This window comes from Kitasatospora sp. NPDC089913 (assembly GCF_044748625.1).
In the GTDB taxonomy this organism is placed as follows: Bacteria; Actinomycetota; Actinomycetes; order Streptomycetales; family Streptomycetaceae; genus Kitasatospora.
In genome coordinates, this window is sequence record NZ_JBIVGI010000002.1 from 541,425 (window position 1) to 556,584 (window position 15,160).

Consider the following 15,160-nt stretch of genomic DNA (forward strand, 5'->3'; position numbering starts at 1 on the left):
GCCGAGGTCCTGCGGGACCCTGTCGGGGTCCTGCGGAGCCCGCCGCTAGCGGTGGTTGGCGATCTCGGTGGCGAGGTCGTCCGCGCGGTCGAGCTTGTCGGCGAGCTTCTCGCCGTTCTCGCCGACCGTGCCGACCACCTGCCGGACCTTCTTGATCAGCTCGGTCAGGTTGGTCGTCGGCTCGTCGATCTGCTCGTGGTACTGCTTGCCGATCTCGTCGTCGCCGCCGACCGTCTTGTTGAGCTTGTTGATCGTCTGGACCTCGGTCTCGATCTCCTTCAGGAGGTCCTTGAGCTCGATGAACTCCGCGAAGGCCTTCTTCATGTACTCGGTCTTCGCGAGCACATTGGGGTCCTCAGCCACCGAACTCCTCCTGCTTGCGGGTCTTCTTCTTCTCGGCCTCGTCCGCGTAGCCGGGGCGCATCGACCACAGCGGCTCCAGCAGGTCGTCCAGGTCGCTGCCGCCGGTCATCGACAGGCGCAGGCTGTCGGCCACCCCCTCGAACTCCCCGATCCGGGCCGCGACCTGCTCCCCCACCTTGGCGCGGGCCTCGTTGAGGACGTCGGTCAGCAGGGCGCCGAGTTCGGCCGGCGCCTTGTCCCGGTAGCCGGTGGTGTGGAAGGTCAGCGCGAGGACCTGGCCCTGCGGGCCGACCTTCACCGTCACCAGGCGGTCCTTGGAGGTGACGGAGGCGGTGAGCTTCTCCAGCTCGGCCTGCGCCTCCTCGGCCTTGGCGAGCTGGGTCCGCATCGCCTCCATGGTCTGGGCGATCTGGTCCGCGAAGGGGTTGCTCATGGTGGTGCTCCTCGTTTCTCGTTGCGGTCGGGGCGGGCCGGCACCGGGCGGACGGGCCCGGTGCCGGTGACGCGCCGACGTCGGTGACGCGTCGGCCCGGTGGGCGGTGACGCGCCGACGCCGGTGACGCGCCGGCCCGGTGGGCGGTGACGCGGTGGGCGGTGACGGCCTCAGCGGCCGATGACGCCCTCCACGGCCCCGCTGTCGGTGCCCCAGACCTCTTCGTCCTCCGCCAGCCAGGTGGTGCGCTGACGGTCCTTCTCGTTGCCGCCGGCCCCGGCCCCGGCGCCCGCGCCCGGCGGCATCATCGGCGGCATGCCGCTACCGCCGGTGGTGGTCACCTGGCGTCCGGTCAGCGCCGACTGCTCGGCGGCCGCGGCGCGGGCCGCGCGCTCCGCCGCGAGCCGCTCGTTCGCCGCGTCGGACGCGGCCTTGAGCACACTCGGATCGGCGCCGTTGGCGATCGCCCGCGAGCCCAGCCCGGAGCCGACGCCGGTGATCGGGGAGATGCCGCCCGGACCCAGCACGGCGGAGCCGCCTCCCGCGCCGGACCCTCCGAACACACCCGCGCCGCCGAGACCCGAGAGACCGAGGCCGAAGTCGTTGGGCGCGAGGAGGTCGTCCTCGTCCAGGTAGCTGCGGCCGAGGTCGTCGATGATCTGCCGGCTCTCGGGCACCGGGACGCCGCGACCGTCCAACAGGGTGCCGTCCGGGCCGACGGTGTAGTCCCGGCCGACCACCATCGGGTTGCCGCGGGTGTCCAGGACGGGCCGCCCCTCGCTGTCCACCACCCGGCCTTCGTCGGTGATCCGGGACCCGGGCGGCAGCACGACGTTCCGGCTGCCGGAGCCGGTGCCGATGCCGCCGGTCCAGCCGCCGGATCCGGCGCCGTCGCCGAGGAGGTCCGGAACGCGCACACCGCCCGGAAGGATCGTCCCGCCACCGGGCAGGGTGGTCCCGCCACCCGGGAGCGTGGTCCCGCCGCCGCTGCCGCCGGGGACGATCTCCGGGAGCTTCACGTCGCCGGGGAGGCTGGTGGGCGGCTTCGCGCCCCCGCCCGTGCCGCTTCCGCCACCGCTGCCGTTCCCGCCGATGTTGCCGATGCCGCCGATGCCGCCGGGGCTCCCGCTGCCGGTGCCGGCACCGCCGCCACCGCCGTCGAGCTTGAAGTCCTTGCCGCCCGGCCCGGCCCCGAGGTCCTGCTTGAGGTCCTTGGTGTCCTTGTCGAGGTCGTCCTTGGCGCCCGCCCCGTTGCCGCCGGTCCCGGGCGGCGTCTCCACCTTCGGCTGGACCGGGGGCGGCATCCGCATCTCGACCCTGGGGTGGTTGGTGTTCATCTGGTTCGACAGGGCGCTGTAGGCCTGCTCCAGGGTCAGCAGCGCCTCACCGGCCGCGGTGTCCAGCGGGGCGAGGTGGGCCAGCCAGATCTCCTTGCCGCGGGCCACCACCTTCTCCCAGAACTCCTTGGTGGTGGGGTCGCCGTACGGGGACTGGGTGACCTTGAACGTGAGGTCGCCGTACCCGTCGGCCTGCGAGATGTCCGTCGACTTCTGCGACTCGTCCCAGGTGGTCCCGGTCACCGACGTCCGCCACTTGACCTCGACCGTGGCGCCCGCGAGGGCGTCGGCCATGGCCGCGTTGAGGGCGTTGGCCGGGTGCCAGAGCTTGTCGGCCTTCCAGGTGGTGATGGCACCGCTCAGCCTGGTGAGGGCCTTGTCCAGCTGGGGCTTCACCGCCTGCAGCGCCGTCTCGATGCCGTTGTCCGCCAGTTGGCCGCGGAAGCTGGCCACCTCGCCGTAGAGCGCGCCGAGCACGGTGTGGAAGGCGCCGGCCGCGGAACCCTGCCAGTCACCGTCCGGCGCGTCGACCTCGTCGACCCACTTCTTGGTCTCCTTCGTCCAGCCGTCGAGGAAGAACCGGGCGTTCTGGTGCGACATGACCACCGCGTCGAAGCACTTCAGGTCGATCCGGTCGTTGGCGAACGGTTCCTTCCGCAGCGGCTCGATGATCAGCGCGGGCTCGTCCTCGAAGCGCTTCCACGGCGACCCGGCTCCCAGCGTCGAGTAGTCGTAGTTGATCCCGTAGTAGTACGAGCCGTACTTCACCTCGTTGTTGTAGGTGAAGTGGAAGTTCCAGAACCACCAGGCGTCGTTGGGCATCCCGTCCTGGCCGGTCTTCAGCCACTCGTGGTAGACCCTCGGGTGCCCCATGCCGTCACCGGGCGTCCACTTGACGTCCTTCCCGGCGATCGCCCCTCGGTCGGCGATGCTGGTCTGGGCCGACGACGCGAAGATCGCGAGGACGTCCTCCCACTTGCCCACGGTGAACCCCTTCGAATGGACCGGCGCGGTCGGGTCGGATCGGAACGGCCCCGGAGGGCCGGGAGTGCGGGCCGGCCTGCGCCGGGGCCGGCCCGCGTGACGGCACGGCGGCCGGGTCAGCGGGGCCCGGTACCGGAGCCGCCGCCGGGAACGACGTTGTTGAGCAGGTACATCAGCTCGGCGACGCTGATGGCGTCCTCCTCCCCGTTCTGCAGGATGAGGTCGGCGTCCTTGAGGTCCTGCTTCATGTTCTTGACCTGGGTGTTGATGGTGTTGAAGCCGGCGTTGACCGACCCGAAGTAGCCCTTGAACGCGGTGGTGAGCGCCCCGATCGAGGGAGCGGTCGCGCTCGAGTTGCCCAGCAGCAGGTGGGACGGGCGGTTGGCGCTCACCATGCCGCCGTCGGTGGCGTAGAGGGCGATGTCCCTGAGGTTCGCGCTGCTCGTGAGACCGTTGATGAAGTTCTGGAGCTTCTTGTCCGCGAACTCCGCGACGTAGCCCTCGGTGATCTTGGTGACCCCGTGCCCGCCGGAGTCCTTGTCCTCGTCTCCCATGGTGCCCGGACCCTCCGTCAGCCCATGCCCCGGCCGGCCTCGAAGTCGGCCGACCAGAGGATGTGGTGGATCTTCGCGAGGTCCTGGGTGGCGGAGTTGATGTCACCGATCATCACGCCGTCCTTCTGACGGAGTGCCTCGGAGAGGTTCTCCGCGGCGGTGGAGAACACACCGAGGAGGGGGCCGCCGTAGAAGCTGTCCAGCTTCTGCTTGGTGACGCGCATGGCGTCCTCCATGCGCTCGGCCGTGTCGCTGAGGTACTGGATGGCGCCCTCGACGCCCGCGTGCTCGACGAACACTTCGCTGACTCCCGTTTCGTTGGGGGTTGGAGAGGGGGAACGACCGGACGCACCGCCCGGCCGGTGGGGCTGGGGTTCGGTCCGCCTACTTGGGGTTCAGGGCGTCCTTGATCGGGTCGTACCCGCCGCTGCCGGTCTTGTTCGCGACCGACAGGGCGCTCTCCTCGGCGCTGTTGAAGGTGTTCTCACCGGCGGCCAGCTTGCCCAGGAAGTCGTTGTAGAGGCCGATCACCTCCTGGTACTTCTGCTGCCACTCACCGATCTTCTGCACGAAGACGACGCTCGACTTGGCCTGGAACTTGGTCTCCAGCTCCTGGATGCTCATGTCGATGTCCCGCTTGACTCCGTCCATCACCCCCATCTGCGCCTCGATGGTGCTCTTCACGGCCTGGATCGAGGCCGGATCCGCCTTCGTGACGGCATTCGGGTTGGTGTTGGCCATCTCGGTCCCTCTCGCATCTCACGTCTCGGGGGCGGGCCCGCGCGGCGGCGGGCCCGCCAGGCTGAACGGCCCCGGGGGCCCGGCCGGTTCAGTGCACCGGCGGAGCGGGGCGAATCACCTCAGCGGGCACACTTGCCGTCGGTGGCGGGCGGCTGGACGAGCCCCGTCCCGGTCAGCGCCGCCGGGTCCAGGCTCGGCCCGGTGGGCAGCAGCGACAGCAGCCGTCCGGGGACGGCCACCGGGGCGGCTCCGGCGAGACCCAGCCGCTCGGCGGCGGCCGGGGCCAGCGGGTAGCGCACGCCGTTGTCGGTCACCAGGTAGAGCGTCGAGCCCTGCCCGGCACCGGACAGCGCGCGCACCAGCGCACCGCCCCCGGGCCGCACGGCGATCCGGTCGGCGGGCGTGCAACTGGGCACGACGCCCGGCTCGGTGGTCGGCGGCAGACCGAGGACGGCGGTCGCGTCCAGCACCCGCAGATCGACCTCGCCCGCCCCGGTGGTGGCCAGGCCCGCGCACAGCGCCTGCCCGGCCCCCACGGGCACCAGGCCCGGCGGTCGGGCCGGCAGGTTCGTCTGGAGGATCTCGGCGGCCGCGGCGGCCGGCGCCGAATGGGCCGCGAGGTCCGCCGCGCCGACCGGATCGACGGTCACCGCGCCGCCCCCGTACGCCTGCTCCTGGGTGCGCGGATCACCCTGGAGCAGGGCCAGCAGCGTCGTGGAGACCTGCACCAGGCCCTGCGCCGTGAGCACGTAGCGGTCCTCGCCCGCCCCTGCGACCAGCTGGCCGACCCGGGTCTTCCGCCCCGAGAGGTCGGGCCCGGCGGTGCCCCGGCCGGGCAGCTCGGGGCGGCGCAGGTCGGGCCCGGGGGCGAAGGTCTGCAGGAAGGCCGCCGGCACCGGCGCCGGGGTGGCCGCCGCGTACCCGAGCGCGCGAACCGCCCCTCCCTCGACGTCCAGCGCGTAGCGGCGCCCGTGCCAGAGCAGGTGCGGCACGCCGTCCGGCCCGGCCACCAGCGCGGCCCGGTCACCGGCGGGGAGGCCGCCGGGCCGGCTGCCCACGGCCAGCGACAGCAGCGGCGCGGCGCGGCCCGCCGGACCGCCCGCCGCCTGCACGGTGCAGGCCAGCCAGTCGGAGCGGTCCAGGTCGGCGGGGGCGGGCACGCCGTCCGGCGCCCCGACGATGCCGACCGCGGTGCCCCGGTCGGTGCCCTCCAGCGAGCGGCGCGACACCTCGTCCACCTTCAGCTGGTCGCCCGACAGCAGCCGGGCGCTGGCCTGGTTGAGGACGGGGTGCAGCTGCCCGCCGGCGAACAGGTAGCGGGTTCCGGTCTCCTTGACCACCACCACCGTGCCGGCCTTGCGCCAGCCGGTCGCGCCACCGGGCTTGACCAACCCGTAGACGCCCGCGCCGAGTCCGATCAGCAGCGCGACGGCCAGGCCGATCACGGCGCCCCGGTTGGTCCGCCCGGTCGGGCTGTCGGGGGCGTCCGGCTCGGCCCGCAGCAGGCCGGCGGAGACCCGGCCCATCACGAAGAGGTGGGCCTGCACCTGGTCACGGCGGGACTGCATGCGGTGGTCCTCCTGGGGGGGCGGTGGTGGCGGGCCCGGACGGCGCCGCGCCCCGGGTCGGGCGACGGCCGGGGCGGGGCGGGGCGCGGGGTCAGCCGCCGAGCCCCCGCATGGTCCGGTAGAAGCCGAGGGCCTGGAGCGCGAGCGGCAGCAGCGCGATCGCCGACAGCGTGTGCGCCACGTCCCCGATCCGCCCCCAGTACGGCAGCAGGCGGCGCCCCGGCACGGTCCAGGACGCGATCGCGAGCGCCACCGCGGCCAGCAGCAGGACCGCGAACAGCGCCAGCCGCTCGCCCCGGTCGCCGTCCGCCCCCAGCCGCGCCGCCAGCAGCGTCAGGCCCAGGATCCCGGGCAGCAGCACGGACAGCCGCTGCCGGATGCCGCCGATGTCCCGCGCGTGCAGCAGGAGCAGCAACGACAGGTCGGCGGCCGTGCACGGCGCACCCCATCCCGCGTCCCGGGTACCGGCCAGCACGACCAGCGCGCCCGCGCAGACGGTGCCGAGGGCGGTCAGGAAGGCGCACAGGTAGCCGTCGGCCACCGTGCTGCGCGCGAGCACGTCCTCGGCGGGGAACGGCTCGATCTCCTCCTGGAGTTCGTCGGCGTTGCGGGGCAGCGCGGGCAGCCGGAGCCCGGCGAGCTTGAAGGCCAGGCCCGGCACGAAGGCCCCGAGCGCCACCGCCCCGCCGGCGACCAGCGCGGCGATCCCGGTGGCGGTGACCCCGGCGGCCGCCAGCGAGCCCGCCACCAGCGCGAACACGGCGGCGGCCAGCAGTCCGAGGAAGAACGGCCCGCCGCCGACCACGGCCAGCGCCACCGCGGCGGCGCCCACCGCCGCCGAACCCCCGGCGAGCATCCTGGTGGACCCGTCGAGGCCCGGCAGCAGCGCCGCGGCGGCGGCCGCGTACCCGACGGCCGCCGTACCCAGCGCGGTGCCCGCGGGGACGTCGCCGATCATGCGGCAGGCCGCGCCGGCACCGCCGAGCAGCAGCACGGCCGTGACGGCGGCGCACACCCCGCGGACGCCGTCCGGGCCGGGCAGGGTCAGCAGCAGCAGTCCGCCGACGAGCGCGAGCACCGCGAGCGTCAGGGCCAGGTGGTGGCTGACCACCGGCCGCCAGGAGTCGGCGCCGGACGTCACCCCGGTGCGCACCCCGTCCACCAGGTCGTCGAAGTGGACCTCCGGGAGGGCGTCCCGGCGCGGACGCAGGAACAGCTCCTCGCCGTCGTGGACGGCGAGCGCCTCCAGCGTGAGTTCCTCGTCCAGGGGGGTGCCGCCGGCGCGTTGCAGCACCCAGCCGTCGTGTTCGACGCCGCCCTCCTCGACCCCCTGACCCGCGTAGCCGAGCACGGTCGGCAGCAGGTCGGCGAGTACGACGTCACCCGGTACCGCGAGTTCGAACGCGGTCTCGGGTGCGCGGAAGCGCAGCCTGCACAGTCCGGTCGCCGCCACTGCACCGCTCACCTTGTCCTGCCCCTCCGTCACCCCGGTGTGCCCGGCCCCGGCCGGTCTCCCACCCGCGACTACGCGCGGCGCGGCCCCGGCGGTTCACCGGCCCCGGGAACGGGTACGCGGGCCGGCCCCGTCGCGGTGCCGCGCGGGAGCCGGCCGCCGGGGCGGTGAACCGCGCGCGCCGCGCGGGCCGTAGGCCAGGGTGCGGTCCCCGCGCTGCAGCCGCCGGCCACGAGGCCCGGTGAGAGGAGAACCCCCTTTGAGCGTCGTCCTGGTCGACCGTCCGCCCCGCCGCCCCGGGCCGGAGATGCCGGACGGGGAGATCCAGCTGCAGGAGCCGCCCGGCCTTCCGGAACCGCAGAGCGGCGTCTCCCAACTGCTGACCATGGCCCCGATGGCGCTCAGCTCGCTGTCGATGGTGATGATCTTCCTCAACCCGAGCGGCGGGAGCGGGCCGCTCCAGTACGTCGCGATGGGCATGATGGGCCTGTCCGCCGTCGGCATGCTGGTGACCCAGCTGATCCGCACCTCCGGGGACCGCAAGCGCCAGCTGCGCGGCGAGCGCCGCGACTACCTGCGCTACCTCGCCCAGATCCGCCGCCAGGTCCGGCGGCACATCGTCAAGCAGCGGCTCGCGCTCGCCTGGCGGCACCCGGAGCCCGGCTCCCTCGCCTCCCTGGTGCGCACCTCCCGTCTCTGGGAACGGCGTTCGGCCCACCCCGACTTCGGCGACGTCCGGATCGCCCGCGGCCAGCAGCGGCTCGCCGTCCGGCTGGCGCCGCTGGCGACCAAGCCGGTCGAGGACCTGGAGCCGCTCTGCGCGCACGCCCTGCGCCGCTTCATCCACGCCTACGGCTCGATCGCCGAGCAGCCGATCGCCGTCCACGTCCGCGGCTACGCCCAGGTGCTGGTGCGCTGCGCCGCCGCACAGGACGAGGACGACGACAGCACCCCGGTGGCCGTCGACCCGGAGCCGGCCCGCGCGCTGGCCCGGGCGATGATCGCCCAGCTCGCCTTCTTCCACGCGCCGGACGAGCTGCGGATCGCCGCCGCCGTCTCCCCCGAGCGGCGGGAGGACTGGGCCTGGCTCAAGTGGCTGCCGCACGCGCTGCACCCGACCGACACCGACGGGGCCGGCCCGGTCCGCCTGGTGGCCGGCTCCCTGGTGGAGCTGGAGCAGCTGCTCGGCCCCGAGTTCTCCGAGCGCCCACCCTACGAGCCCGACGCGCAGCCCGCCCGGGACGAGCCGTTCACCGTGATCGTGCTGGACGGCGTCCGCCTCCCGGCCGGCAGCCGGGCCGCCCTCGCCGGCTACCGCAACGCCGTCCTGCTGGACATCGGCGACGCCCTGGAGTGGAAGCACAACAAGTACCGGCTGCGGCTGCGGATCACCGACGGCGAGCTGGAGCTGGTCGGCGCCGACCGCAACCGCAACGACGAGTCCTCCTCACTCGGGCGCCCCGACGCACTGACCGTCCCGGCCGTCCGCCGCTACGCCACCGCGCTGGCGCCCTACCGGCTCGGCGACTCGGTGGACAGTGCCGAGCCCCTCAACACCGACTTCGACCTCACCGCCCTGCTGGGCATCCGCGACCTGCACCAGCACGACGTCCGCCGGGCCTGGGCCGACCGCGGGAGGACCAACCGCCTGCGCGTCCCGCTCGGGCTGGGCGCCGACGGCTCCCCGGTGGACCTCGACCTCAAGGAGTCCGCCCAGGGCGGCATGGGCCCGCACGGCATGCTGATCGGCGCCACCGGCTCCGGCAAGTCCGAGCTGCTGCGCACCCTCGTCCTGGCGCTCGCGCTCACCCACTCCTCGGAGATCCTCAACTTCGTCCTGGTGGACTTCAAGGGCGGCGCGACCTTCCTCGGCCTGGACCGGCTCCCGCACACCTCGGCGGTCATCACCAACCTCGCCGACGAGGCCGCCCTGGTCGACCGGATGCGCGACGCCCTGCACGGCGAGATGAACCGCCGCCAGGAACTGCTGCGGGCCACCGGGAACTACAGCTCGCTGCTGGACTACGAGACCGCCCGGGCCGCCGGCACCCAGCTCGACCCGCTGCCGACGCTCTTCGTCGTCGTCGACGAGTTCAGCGAACTGCTCTCGGCCCACCGCGACTTCATGGACCTGTTCATCATGATCGGCCGGCTCGGCCGCTCCCTGGGCGTCCATCTGCTGCTCGCCTCGCAGCGCCTGGACGAGGGCCGGATGCACGCCCTGGAGTCCCATCTGTCGTACCGGATCGGCCTGCGCACCTTCTCCGCCATGGAGAGCCGCGGCGTGCTCGGCGTGCCCGACGCCTACCAGCTGCCCTCCCAGCCCGGCAACGGCATCCTGCGCAGCGACATCGCCACCCTCACCCGGTTCAAGGCCTCCTACGTGTCCGGCCCCTACCGGCGCCGCAGCGGTGCCGCGCAGCAGGCCGCGGCGGCCGGGCAGATCGTGCCGTACGACACCGCCTACGTGACGCCCAACCGGCCCGCCCCGGAGCCGGTCGAGCAGGAACCGGCGGAGGCGGAGGAGACCGTCACCCTGCTGGACCTCGCCGCCGAGCGGCTGCTCGACGCCGGGCCGCCCGCGCACCGGGTCTGGCTGCCGCCGCTGGACGTGCCACCGACGCTGGACGAGCTGCTCCCGCCGCTCGCCCCCGGCGCGCACGGCCTGGCCCCGGAGAGCTGGCCCGAGCGCGGCCGGCTGACCGTGCCGATCGGCGTGGTCGACCGCCCGTTCCAGCAGCTGCGCGAGATCCACACCGCCGACCTCTCGGGCGCCGGCGGCCACGTCGGCATCGCCGGCGGCCCGCAGAGCGGCAAGAGCACCCTGCTGCGGACGCTGATCACCGCGCTCGCGCTCACCCACACGCCGCAGGAGGTGCAGTTCTACTGCCTCGACTTCGGCGGCGGCACGCTCGCCGCCCTGGGCGGGCTGCCGCACGTCGGCGGTGTCACCGGCCGGCACGACCCCGAGCGGATCGGGCGCACCCTGGCCGAGGTGGCCGGCGTGATCGCCCGCCGCGAGCAGAGCTTCGCCCGGCTGGGCATCGACTCGATGGCGACGTTCCGCCGCCGCCGGGCGGCCGGGGACCGGGAACTCGCCGACGAGCGCTACGGCGACGTGTTCCTGGTCATCGACGGCTGGAACACCGTGCGCCAGGACTTCCCCGACTTCGTGGCCGCGGTCAACCTGATCGCCGGACGCGGCCTCAACTACGGGGTCCACCTCGTCATCTCGGCGGCCCGCTGGGGCGAGGTCCTGGGTGGGCTGCGCGACCAGCTGGGCACCCGCTTCGAGCTGCGGCTCGGCGACTCGATCGACTCGATGATCAACATGCGGGCCGCGGCGACCGTTCCCCGGATCCCCGGCCGCGGCCTCACCGAGGACCGGCTGCACTTCCTCACCGCGCTGCCCCGCATCGACGGCACCGGCACCACCGAGGACCTCGTCGACGGCGTCAGCGACCTGGTGGACGCCGTCAACGAGCACTGGACCGGCCCGCGCGCCCCCGAGGTGCGGATGCTGCCGCTGCTGCTGGACGCCGCCGACCTGCCCGCCCCGGAGGGCGCGCTGCGGGTCCCGCTCGGCCTGGAGGACACCAACATCGCGCCGCTCTGGCACGACTTCGAGGAGTCCCCGCACCTGCTGGTGGTCGGCGACACCGAGAGCGGCAAGACCAACCTGCTCAAGCTGCTGATCAAGAACATCACCACCGCGTACACGCCGGAACAGGCCCGCATCATGCTGGTCGACTTCCGGCGCGGGCTCTACGAGAGCCTGCCGGAGGAGTACCGGCTCGGGTACGCCGTCTCGGTGGACGTCGTCAAGCAGATCGTCACCGGCGGCGCCCGGGCGATGGAGGCGCGGGTGCCCGGCGAGGACATCAGCCCGGCCCGGCTGCGGCTGCGCGACTGGTGGACGGGCCCGGAGCTGTTCGTGATCGTCGACGACCTCGACCTCATCCCGGCGACCTCGCCGCACCCGTTCGACGCCCTGCTCCCGCACCTCGCCCAGGGCACCGAACTGGGCCTGCACCTGATCGTCGCCCGCGGCGCCAACGGCATCGGCCGGTCCTACTCCGACCCGGTGCTCCGCCGGCTCCAGGACCTCAACACGCCCGTCGCGCTGCTCTCCTGCCCGCCGAGCGAGGGCACGCTGTTCGGCAGCGTCAAGCCGCGGCAGCTGCCGCCTGGTCGCGCCCTGCACATCACCCGCCGCCGGACGGTGCAGGTGCAGACCGCGCTGGTGCCGGAGCCGGAGGGACCGGACGGGACCGGCTGACCGGGCCGGGGCGGAGGCTCCGGCCGCGGCCCCCGCCGGACCCCGGTGAACCGGGCACCCGGCGGGGGCCGTAGTCCTGGACGATGAGCCTCTCCCGCACCGGTGCGCGCTCCGGCGACCCCGCACCCCCGGCCGAGCCCCGCCGCCGCTTCGGACTGCGGCGCGGGGCGCCGCGCGCGCTGCCCGCCGGGGACCCTCCCGCCGCGTCCGGCCCCGCCGGGACCCTCCCGGTGCCGGCCTCCGCCCGCACCGCGGAACCGGGCCCGTCGGTGCTGCGCGAGGTCGGCCCGCACTTCGTGATCGCCTCCGCCACCGCCCACCCGAACGAGCTGCGGGCCGCGATCGGCGCCCTGCGCCCCGTCCCCGACGCCGTCGTGGTGATCGCCGCGGCACCCGACTCGGCCAAGGTCCTGCGCGACCGGATGACCGACCTCGGCGTGATCACCCGCGCCCGGGGCGCCACCCACCTGGTGCTCGCCGCCTCCGGACTGGCCGCCCTCGCCCCCAACGGCCGCCGCCCGGCCGAGGTCGTCGCCGAACGCTCCGGGGTCCCGGTCGTCGCCCCGGACGGCCTGGTGGAGATCACCCCGGCCGGCCACCTCACCGTCAACGACCCCGAGGGCGCGCTCGCGCGCTCCTCGTGGTGGCGGTGCGAACCCGGCGCGCAGCCCCGGCGGGTGGCCGGCACGATCGGCGCCGTCGCCCCCGTGGAGTCGCGGCGCACCCGGCCGACCGCCTTCGTCGAACCGCCCGCCGTCCCCGCCCCCGCCGCCCGGGGCAGGGCGAACGCCGTCCGCGTCCTGCGGCTGCCGGCCGGGTTCTGGCTCACCGACCCGGCCGACCCGGCCACCACCCCGCTGCCCGACCTGCGGCTGGCGGCCGCCGCGCCCGGCACCGCCGTCATCGTGATCGGTACCCCGACCCGGCCCGTCCTGCTGCCCGAGGACTTCGCCGAGGCCGTGCTCGCCCTGCCGCTCGGCTCCGACCGCCCCCTGATCAGCGCCCCGTGGGCGGCGCCCGACGAACTCTCCGCGCTCATCGGCGCCCTGACCGCCCGAACCGCCCGGCCGGTGCAGGCCGCGATCGGCCTGCCCGTGCTCGGCCACGGCGGCCCCACCTCGCGGGTACTGGACCGCGAGGGCCGGATCGGGTGGGAGCCGTTCCTTCTGCGCCTCTCCTCCGCCCCGGGCTGTCCCACCACGCCCGCCGCCTGGCGCAACGGGGGCGCCGACTGGCGGACCGCCGGGCCCGGGGTGTTCCAGGCGTTCCCGTACTGGGCGCTGGAGGCCGTCCCGGCCGGGCTCTGGCTCCGTCCCGAACCGCCGCACGTGCTCACCCCGCGCTTCCGCCGGCCCGAGCCGAGCCGCCCGCTGCTGATCGTCGGGGAACGGGACCGCCCGGTGCCCGCCGACGCCTTCGAGGAGCTGGGTGCCCTCCTGGGCCGGCTGCCGGCGGTCGGCGCCGAGGGCTTCGGCCTGCTCGTGCACGGGCTGCTGGAGCCCGCCGCCGAGACCGTCGGGCGGTTCGTCGCCCGGACGTACGAGCTGGAGTGGCTCGGCGCCGAACAGCCGGCGGGCGGCCCGCCCGCCGTCGCGCCGGTGTCGTACGGGACCGGCGGCGCGGGCTCGACCCGCCGGGCCGCCGCGCCGGACCCGGCGGCGGTGCCGGCGGGCGCGGCGGCCGCCGCCGTCCCCGGAACGGCGGGAGGGGCACCGGCCGCCCTCGGGCCGGGCACCGCCCACCGGGTGCCGCCCGTCCCCGCACCGGCCTCGCGGTCCGAGGTACCCGCAGGGGTGCGCACCGGGTCGGACACGGGGACGCGGACCGAGCCCCGCGCCGAGCTGCCGACCGCCCACCGGGTACCGCCCGTCCCGGCTCCCGAGCCGGAGAGCGGGACCGCCGCCGAGGTCGAGGCCGGAGCCGGAGCCTGGGCCGGAGCCGGAGCCTGGGCCGGAGCCGAGGGCCGGGACGGGACCCGGTTCGGGGCCGCCGTCCCGGCACCGGAACCCGAAGCGGGTCCCGAGCCCGGGGCCGAGCCCCTCCCGGATCCCGAGCCGGTACCGGTCCCGCCGCCCGCGCCCGTCCGAGCCACCGCCGGACCGGCCACCGGCAGCGCCGTCGGGGCCACCGCGCCGCCCCGCCGGGTGCCGCTCGCGACCGGCGGGCCGACCGTCGCGCCGACAGCCCCGCCGACAGCCGGAACCGTCACCACCGCGGCCGGGTCCGGCCCGGACCTCGACGGCCGACGCGGACCGGCCGGTGCGCCCGTCGCGCCCGCCGGGGGTGCGCCCCTGCCTTTCCGCACTCCCGAGGTCCCTCCGGGGGACCCTGCGGCCGAACCCCCCGCGGCCGAACCCCCGGCGTCCGGGCTTCCCGGCGCCGCCCCGTCCGCCCGGCCCTCGACCACCGAGCCGTCGAGCACGGAGCCGTCGAGCACCGAGCCGTCGACCACCGAGCCGCCGGACACGGAGCCGTCGGCGGGCGACCCCCTGTCCGCGGAGCCGCCGGGCGTTCCCGTCCCGCCCCAGGAGCCGTCCCACCCGTCCCCGCAGCCACAGCCGCGGCCGGCCCGGTACTTCGGTCTCGACGACAGCCCGGTCCCGGTCACCGCGAGCACCGCCGCCGAGCGCGACGCCGTCCGCGCCCTGCTCGGCGACCACTACCACCGCTGCACCGGACGACTGGACCAGCTCGCCACCCGGCTCCCCGGTCTGCGCTCCACCTCGCAGGACGACTTCAAGCCCGACCTGGCCGCCGTCCTGCTCCACCACACCGACAGCGGCGTGCCCGTGCCCCGGGCCGCCCTGATCGCGGCCGCGCGGTCCGGGGCCCCGGAGCTGCGGCCGTTCCTGCACTGCCTCGGCGCCGGTCTGCGCCGGCTGCCGAGCCACCACGGCGCGGTGCTGCTCGGTGCCGGGGCCGGTCTCGACCCCGAATCCGTGCTGGCGCACTACCCGACCGGCCGGCAGTTCCGGGAACCGGCACCGCTGGCCGGGCTGACCGCGCCGGGGGCCGAACTCCCCGGCTCCTCCGTGGAGTTCCTGGTCTGGTCGGCCACCGGCCGGCGCACCTCGGTCTTCGACCCGACCGACGGCCCGGCCCAGGCGGCGTTCCCGCCCGGCACGGCGTTCACCGTGGTCGGCCAGGTGCCGGCCGACGGCGACCGTCCGGCCTGCGTCCTGCTCCGGGAGTCGGGCGGCGACCCGTCCGAGCGCAACCGCAACTCGCTGACCCGGCTGCGCGCTTGGCTGGAACGGCGGGCGGCGATGCCCCCGGCCGAACGCCCCCGCGCCGACGCCCCCGAGCGCTTCCACCTCACGCCGGGCGTCCACCTCGACACCCCCGAACCGCCGGACACCTCCCCGGACGGCCCCGACACCCCCGAGGACCCGGACACCGCCGCCGCCCCGGACACCGCGACGGCCGCCTGACCGGCGTTCGTCGGCCG

At 75.3% G+C, this 15,160-nt stretch carries 10 protein-coding genes; 2 read left to right on the forward strand and 8 right to left on the reverse strand.

Annotated features, from left to right (window positions below):
- Nucleotides 1–45 precede the first annotated feature (45 nt).
- From ACIPYS_RS06255 to eccD, 8 genes are all read right to left on the reverse strand, one after another.
- Entirely contained in the window at nucleotides 46–363 is a 318-nt protein-coding gene (locus ACIPYS_RS06255) for a hypothetical protein (RefSeq protein ID WP_093863197.1), read from the reverse strand.
- Nucleotides 356–796 carry a YbaB/EbfC family nucleoid-associated protein gene (locus tag ACIPYS_RS06260; RefSeq protein ID WP_093863196.1) on the reverse strand — a complete coding sequence of 147 codons (441 nt, stop codon included), beginning with the start codon at nucleotides 794–796 and terminating at the stop codon, nucleotides 356–358. Before ACIPYS_RS06260 ends, ACIPYS_RS06255 begins: the two co-directional genes overlap by 8 nt.
- Before the next feature lie 170 nt (nucleotides 797–966).
- A complete protein-coding gene (locus tag ACIPYS_RS06265) occupies nucleotides 967–3,117 on the reverse strand; it encodes a hypothetical protein (RefSeq protein ID WP_400743782.1) in 2,151 nt (716 codons plus the stop codon).
- Between the two features lie 116 nt (nucleotides 3,118–3,233).
- Nucleotides 3,234–3,671 (reverse strand): hypothetical protein, encoded by a 438-nt coding sequence (locus tag ACIPYS_RS06270; RefSeq protein WP_093863194.1) that lies wholly within the window; start codon nucleotides 3,669–3,671, stop codon nucleotides 3,234–3,236.
- A 17-nt stretch (nucleotides 3,672–3,688) separates the two neighbouring features.
- Nucleotides 3,689–3,970 carry a hypothetical protein gene (locus tag ACIPYS_RS06275; RefSeq protein WP_053649016.1) on the reverse strand — a complete coding sequence of 94 codons (282 nt, stop codon included), beginning with the start codon at nucleotides 3,968–3,970 and terminating at the stop codon, nucleotides 3,689–3,691.
- 85 nt (nucleotides 3,971–4,055) lie between these two features.
- A complete protein-coding gene (locus ACIPYS_RS06280) occupies nucleotides 4,056–4,412 on the reverse strand; it encodes a WXG100 family type VII secretion target (RefSeq protein ID WP_093863193.1) in 357 nt (118 codons plus the stop codon).
- 119 nt (nucleotides 4,413–4,531) lie between these two features.
- Nucleotides 4,532–5,980, reverse strand: coding sequence for a type VII secretion protein EccB (gene eccB, locus ACIPYS_RS06285; RefSeq protein ID WP_093863192.1), 1,449 nt, complete (start codon nucleotides 5,978–5,980; stop codon nucleotides 4,532–4,534).
- 91 nt (nucleotides 5,981–6,071) lie between these two features.
- Nucleotides 6,072–7,445, reverse strand: coding sequence for a type VII secretion integral membrane protein EccD (gene eccD, locus ACIPYS_RS06290; protein ID WP_400743789.1), 1,374 nt, complete (start codon nucleotides 7,443–7,445; stop codon nucleotides 6,072–6,074).
- Nucleotides 7,446–7,740: 295 nt separating this feature from the next.
- Between eccD and eccCa the strand changes: the two genes are divergently transcribed.
- Together eccCa and ACIPYS_RS06300 are read left to right on the forward strand one after the other, a co-directional pair.
- Nucleotides 7,741–11,712, forward strand: a complete 3,972-nt coding sequence (gene eccCa / locus ACIPYS_RS06295; RefSeq protein ID WP_400743998.1) for a type VII secretion protein EccCa — start codon at nucleotides 7,741–7,743, stop codon at nucleotides 11,710–11,712.
- An 83-nt stretch (nucleotides 11,713–11,795) separates the two neighbouring features.
- Entirely contained in the window at nucleotides 11,796–15,143 is a 3,348-nt protein-coding gene (locus tag ACIPYS_RS06300; protein WP_400743792.1) for a hypothetical protein, read from the forward strand.
- Nucleotides 15,144–15,160: the final 17 nt, after the last annotated feature.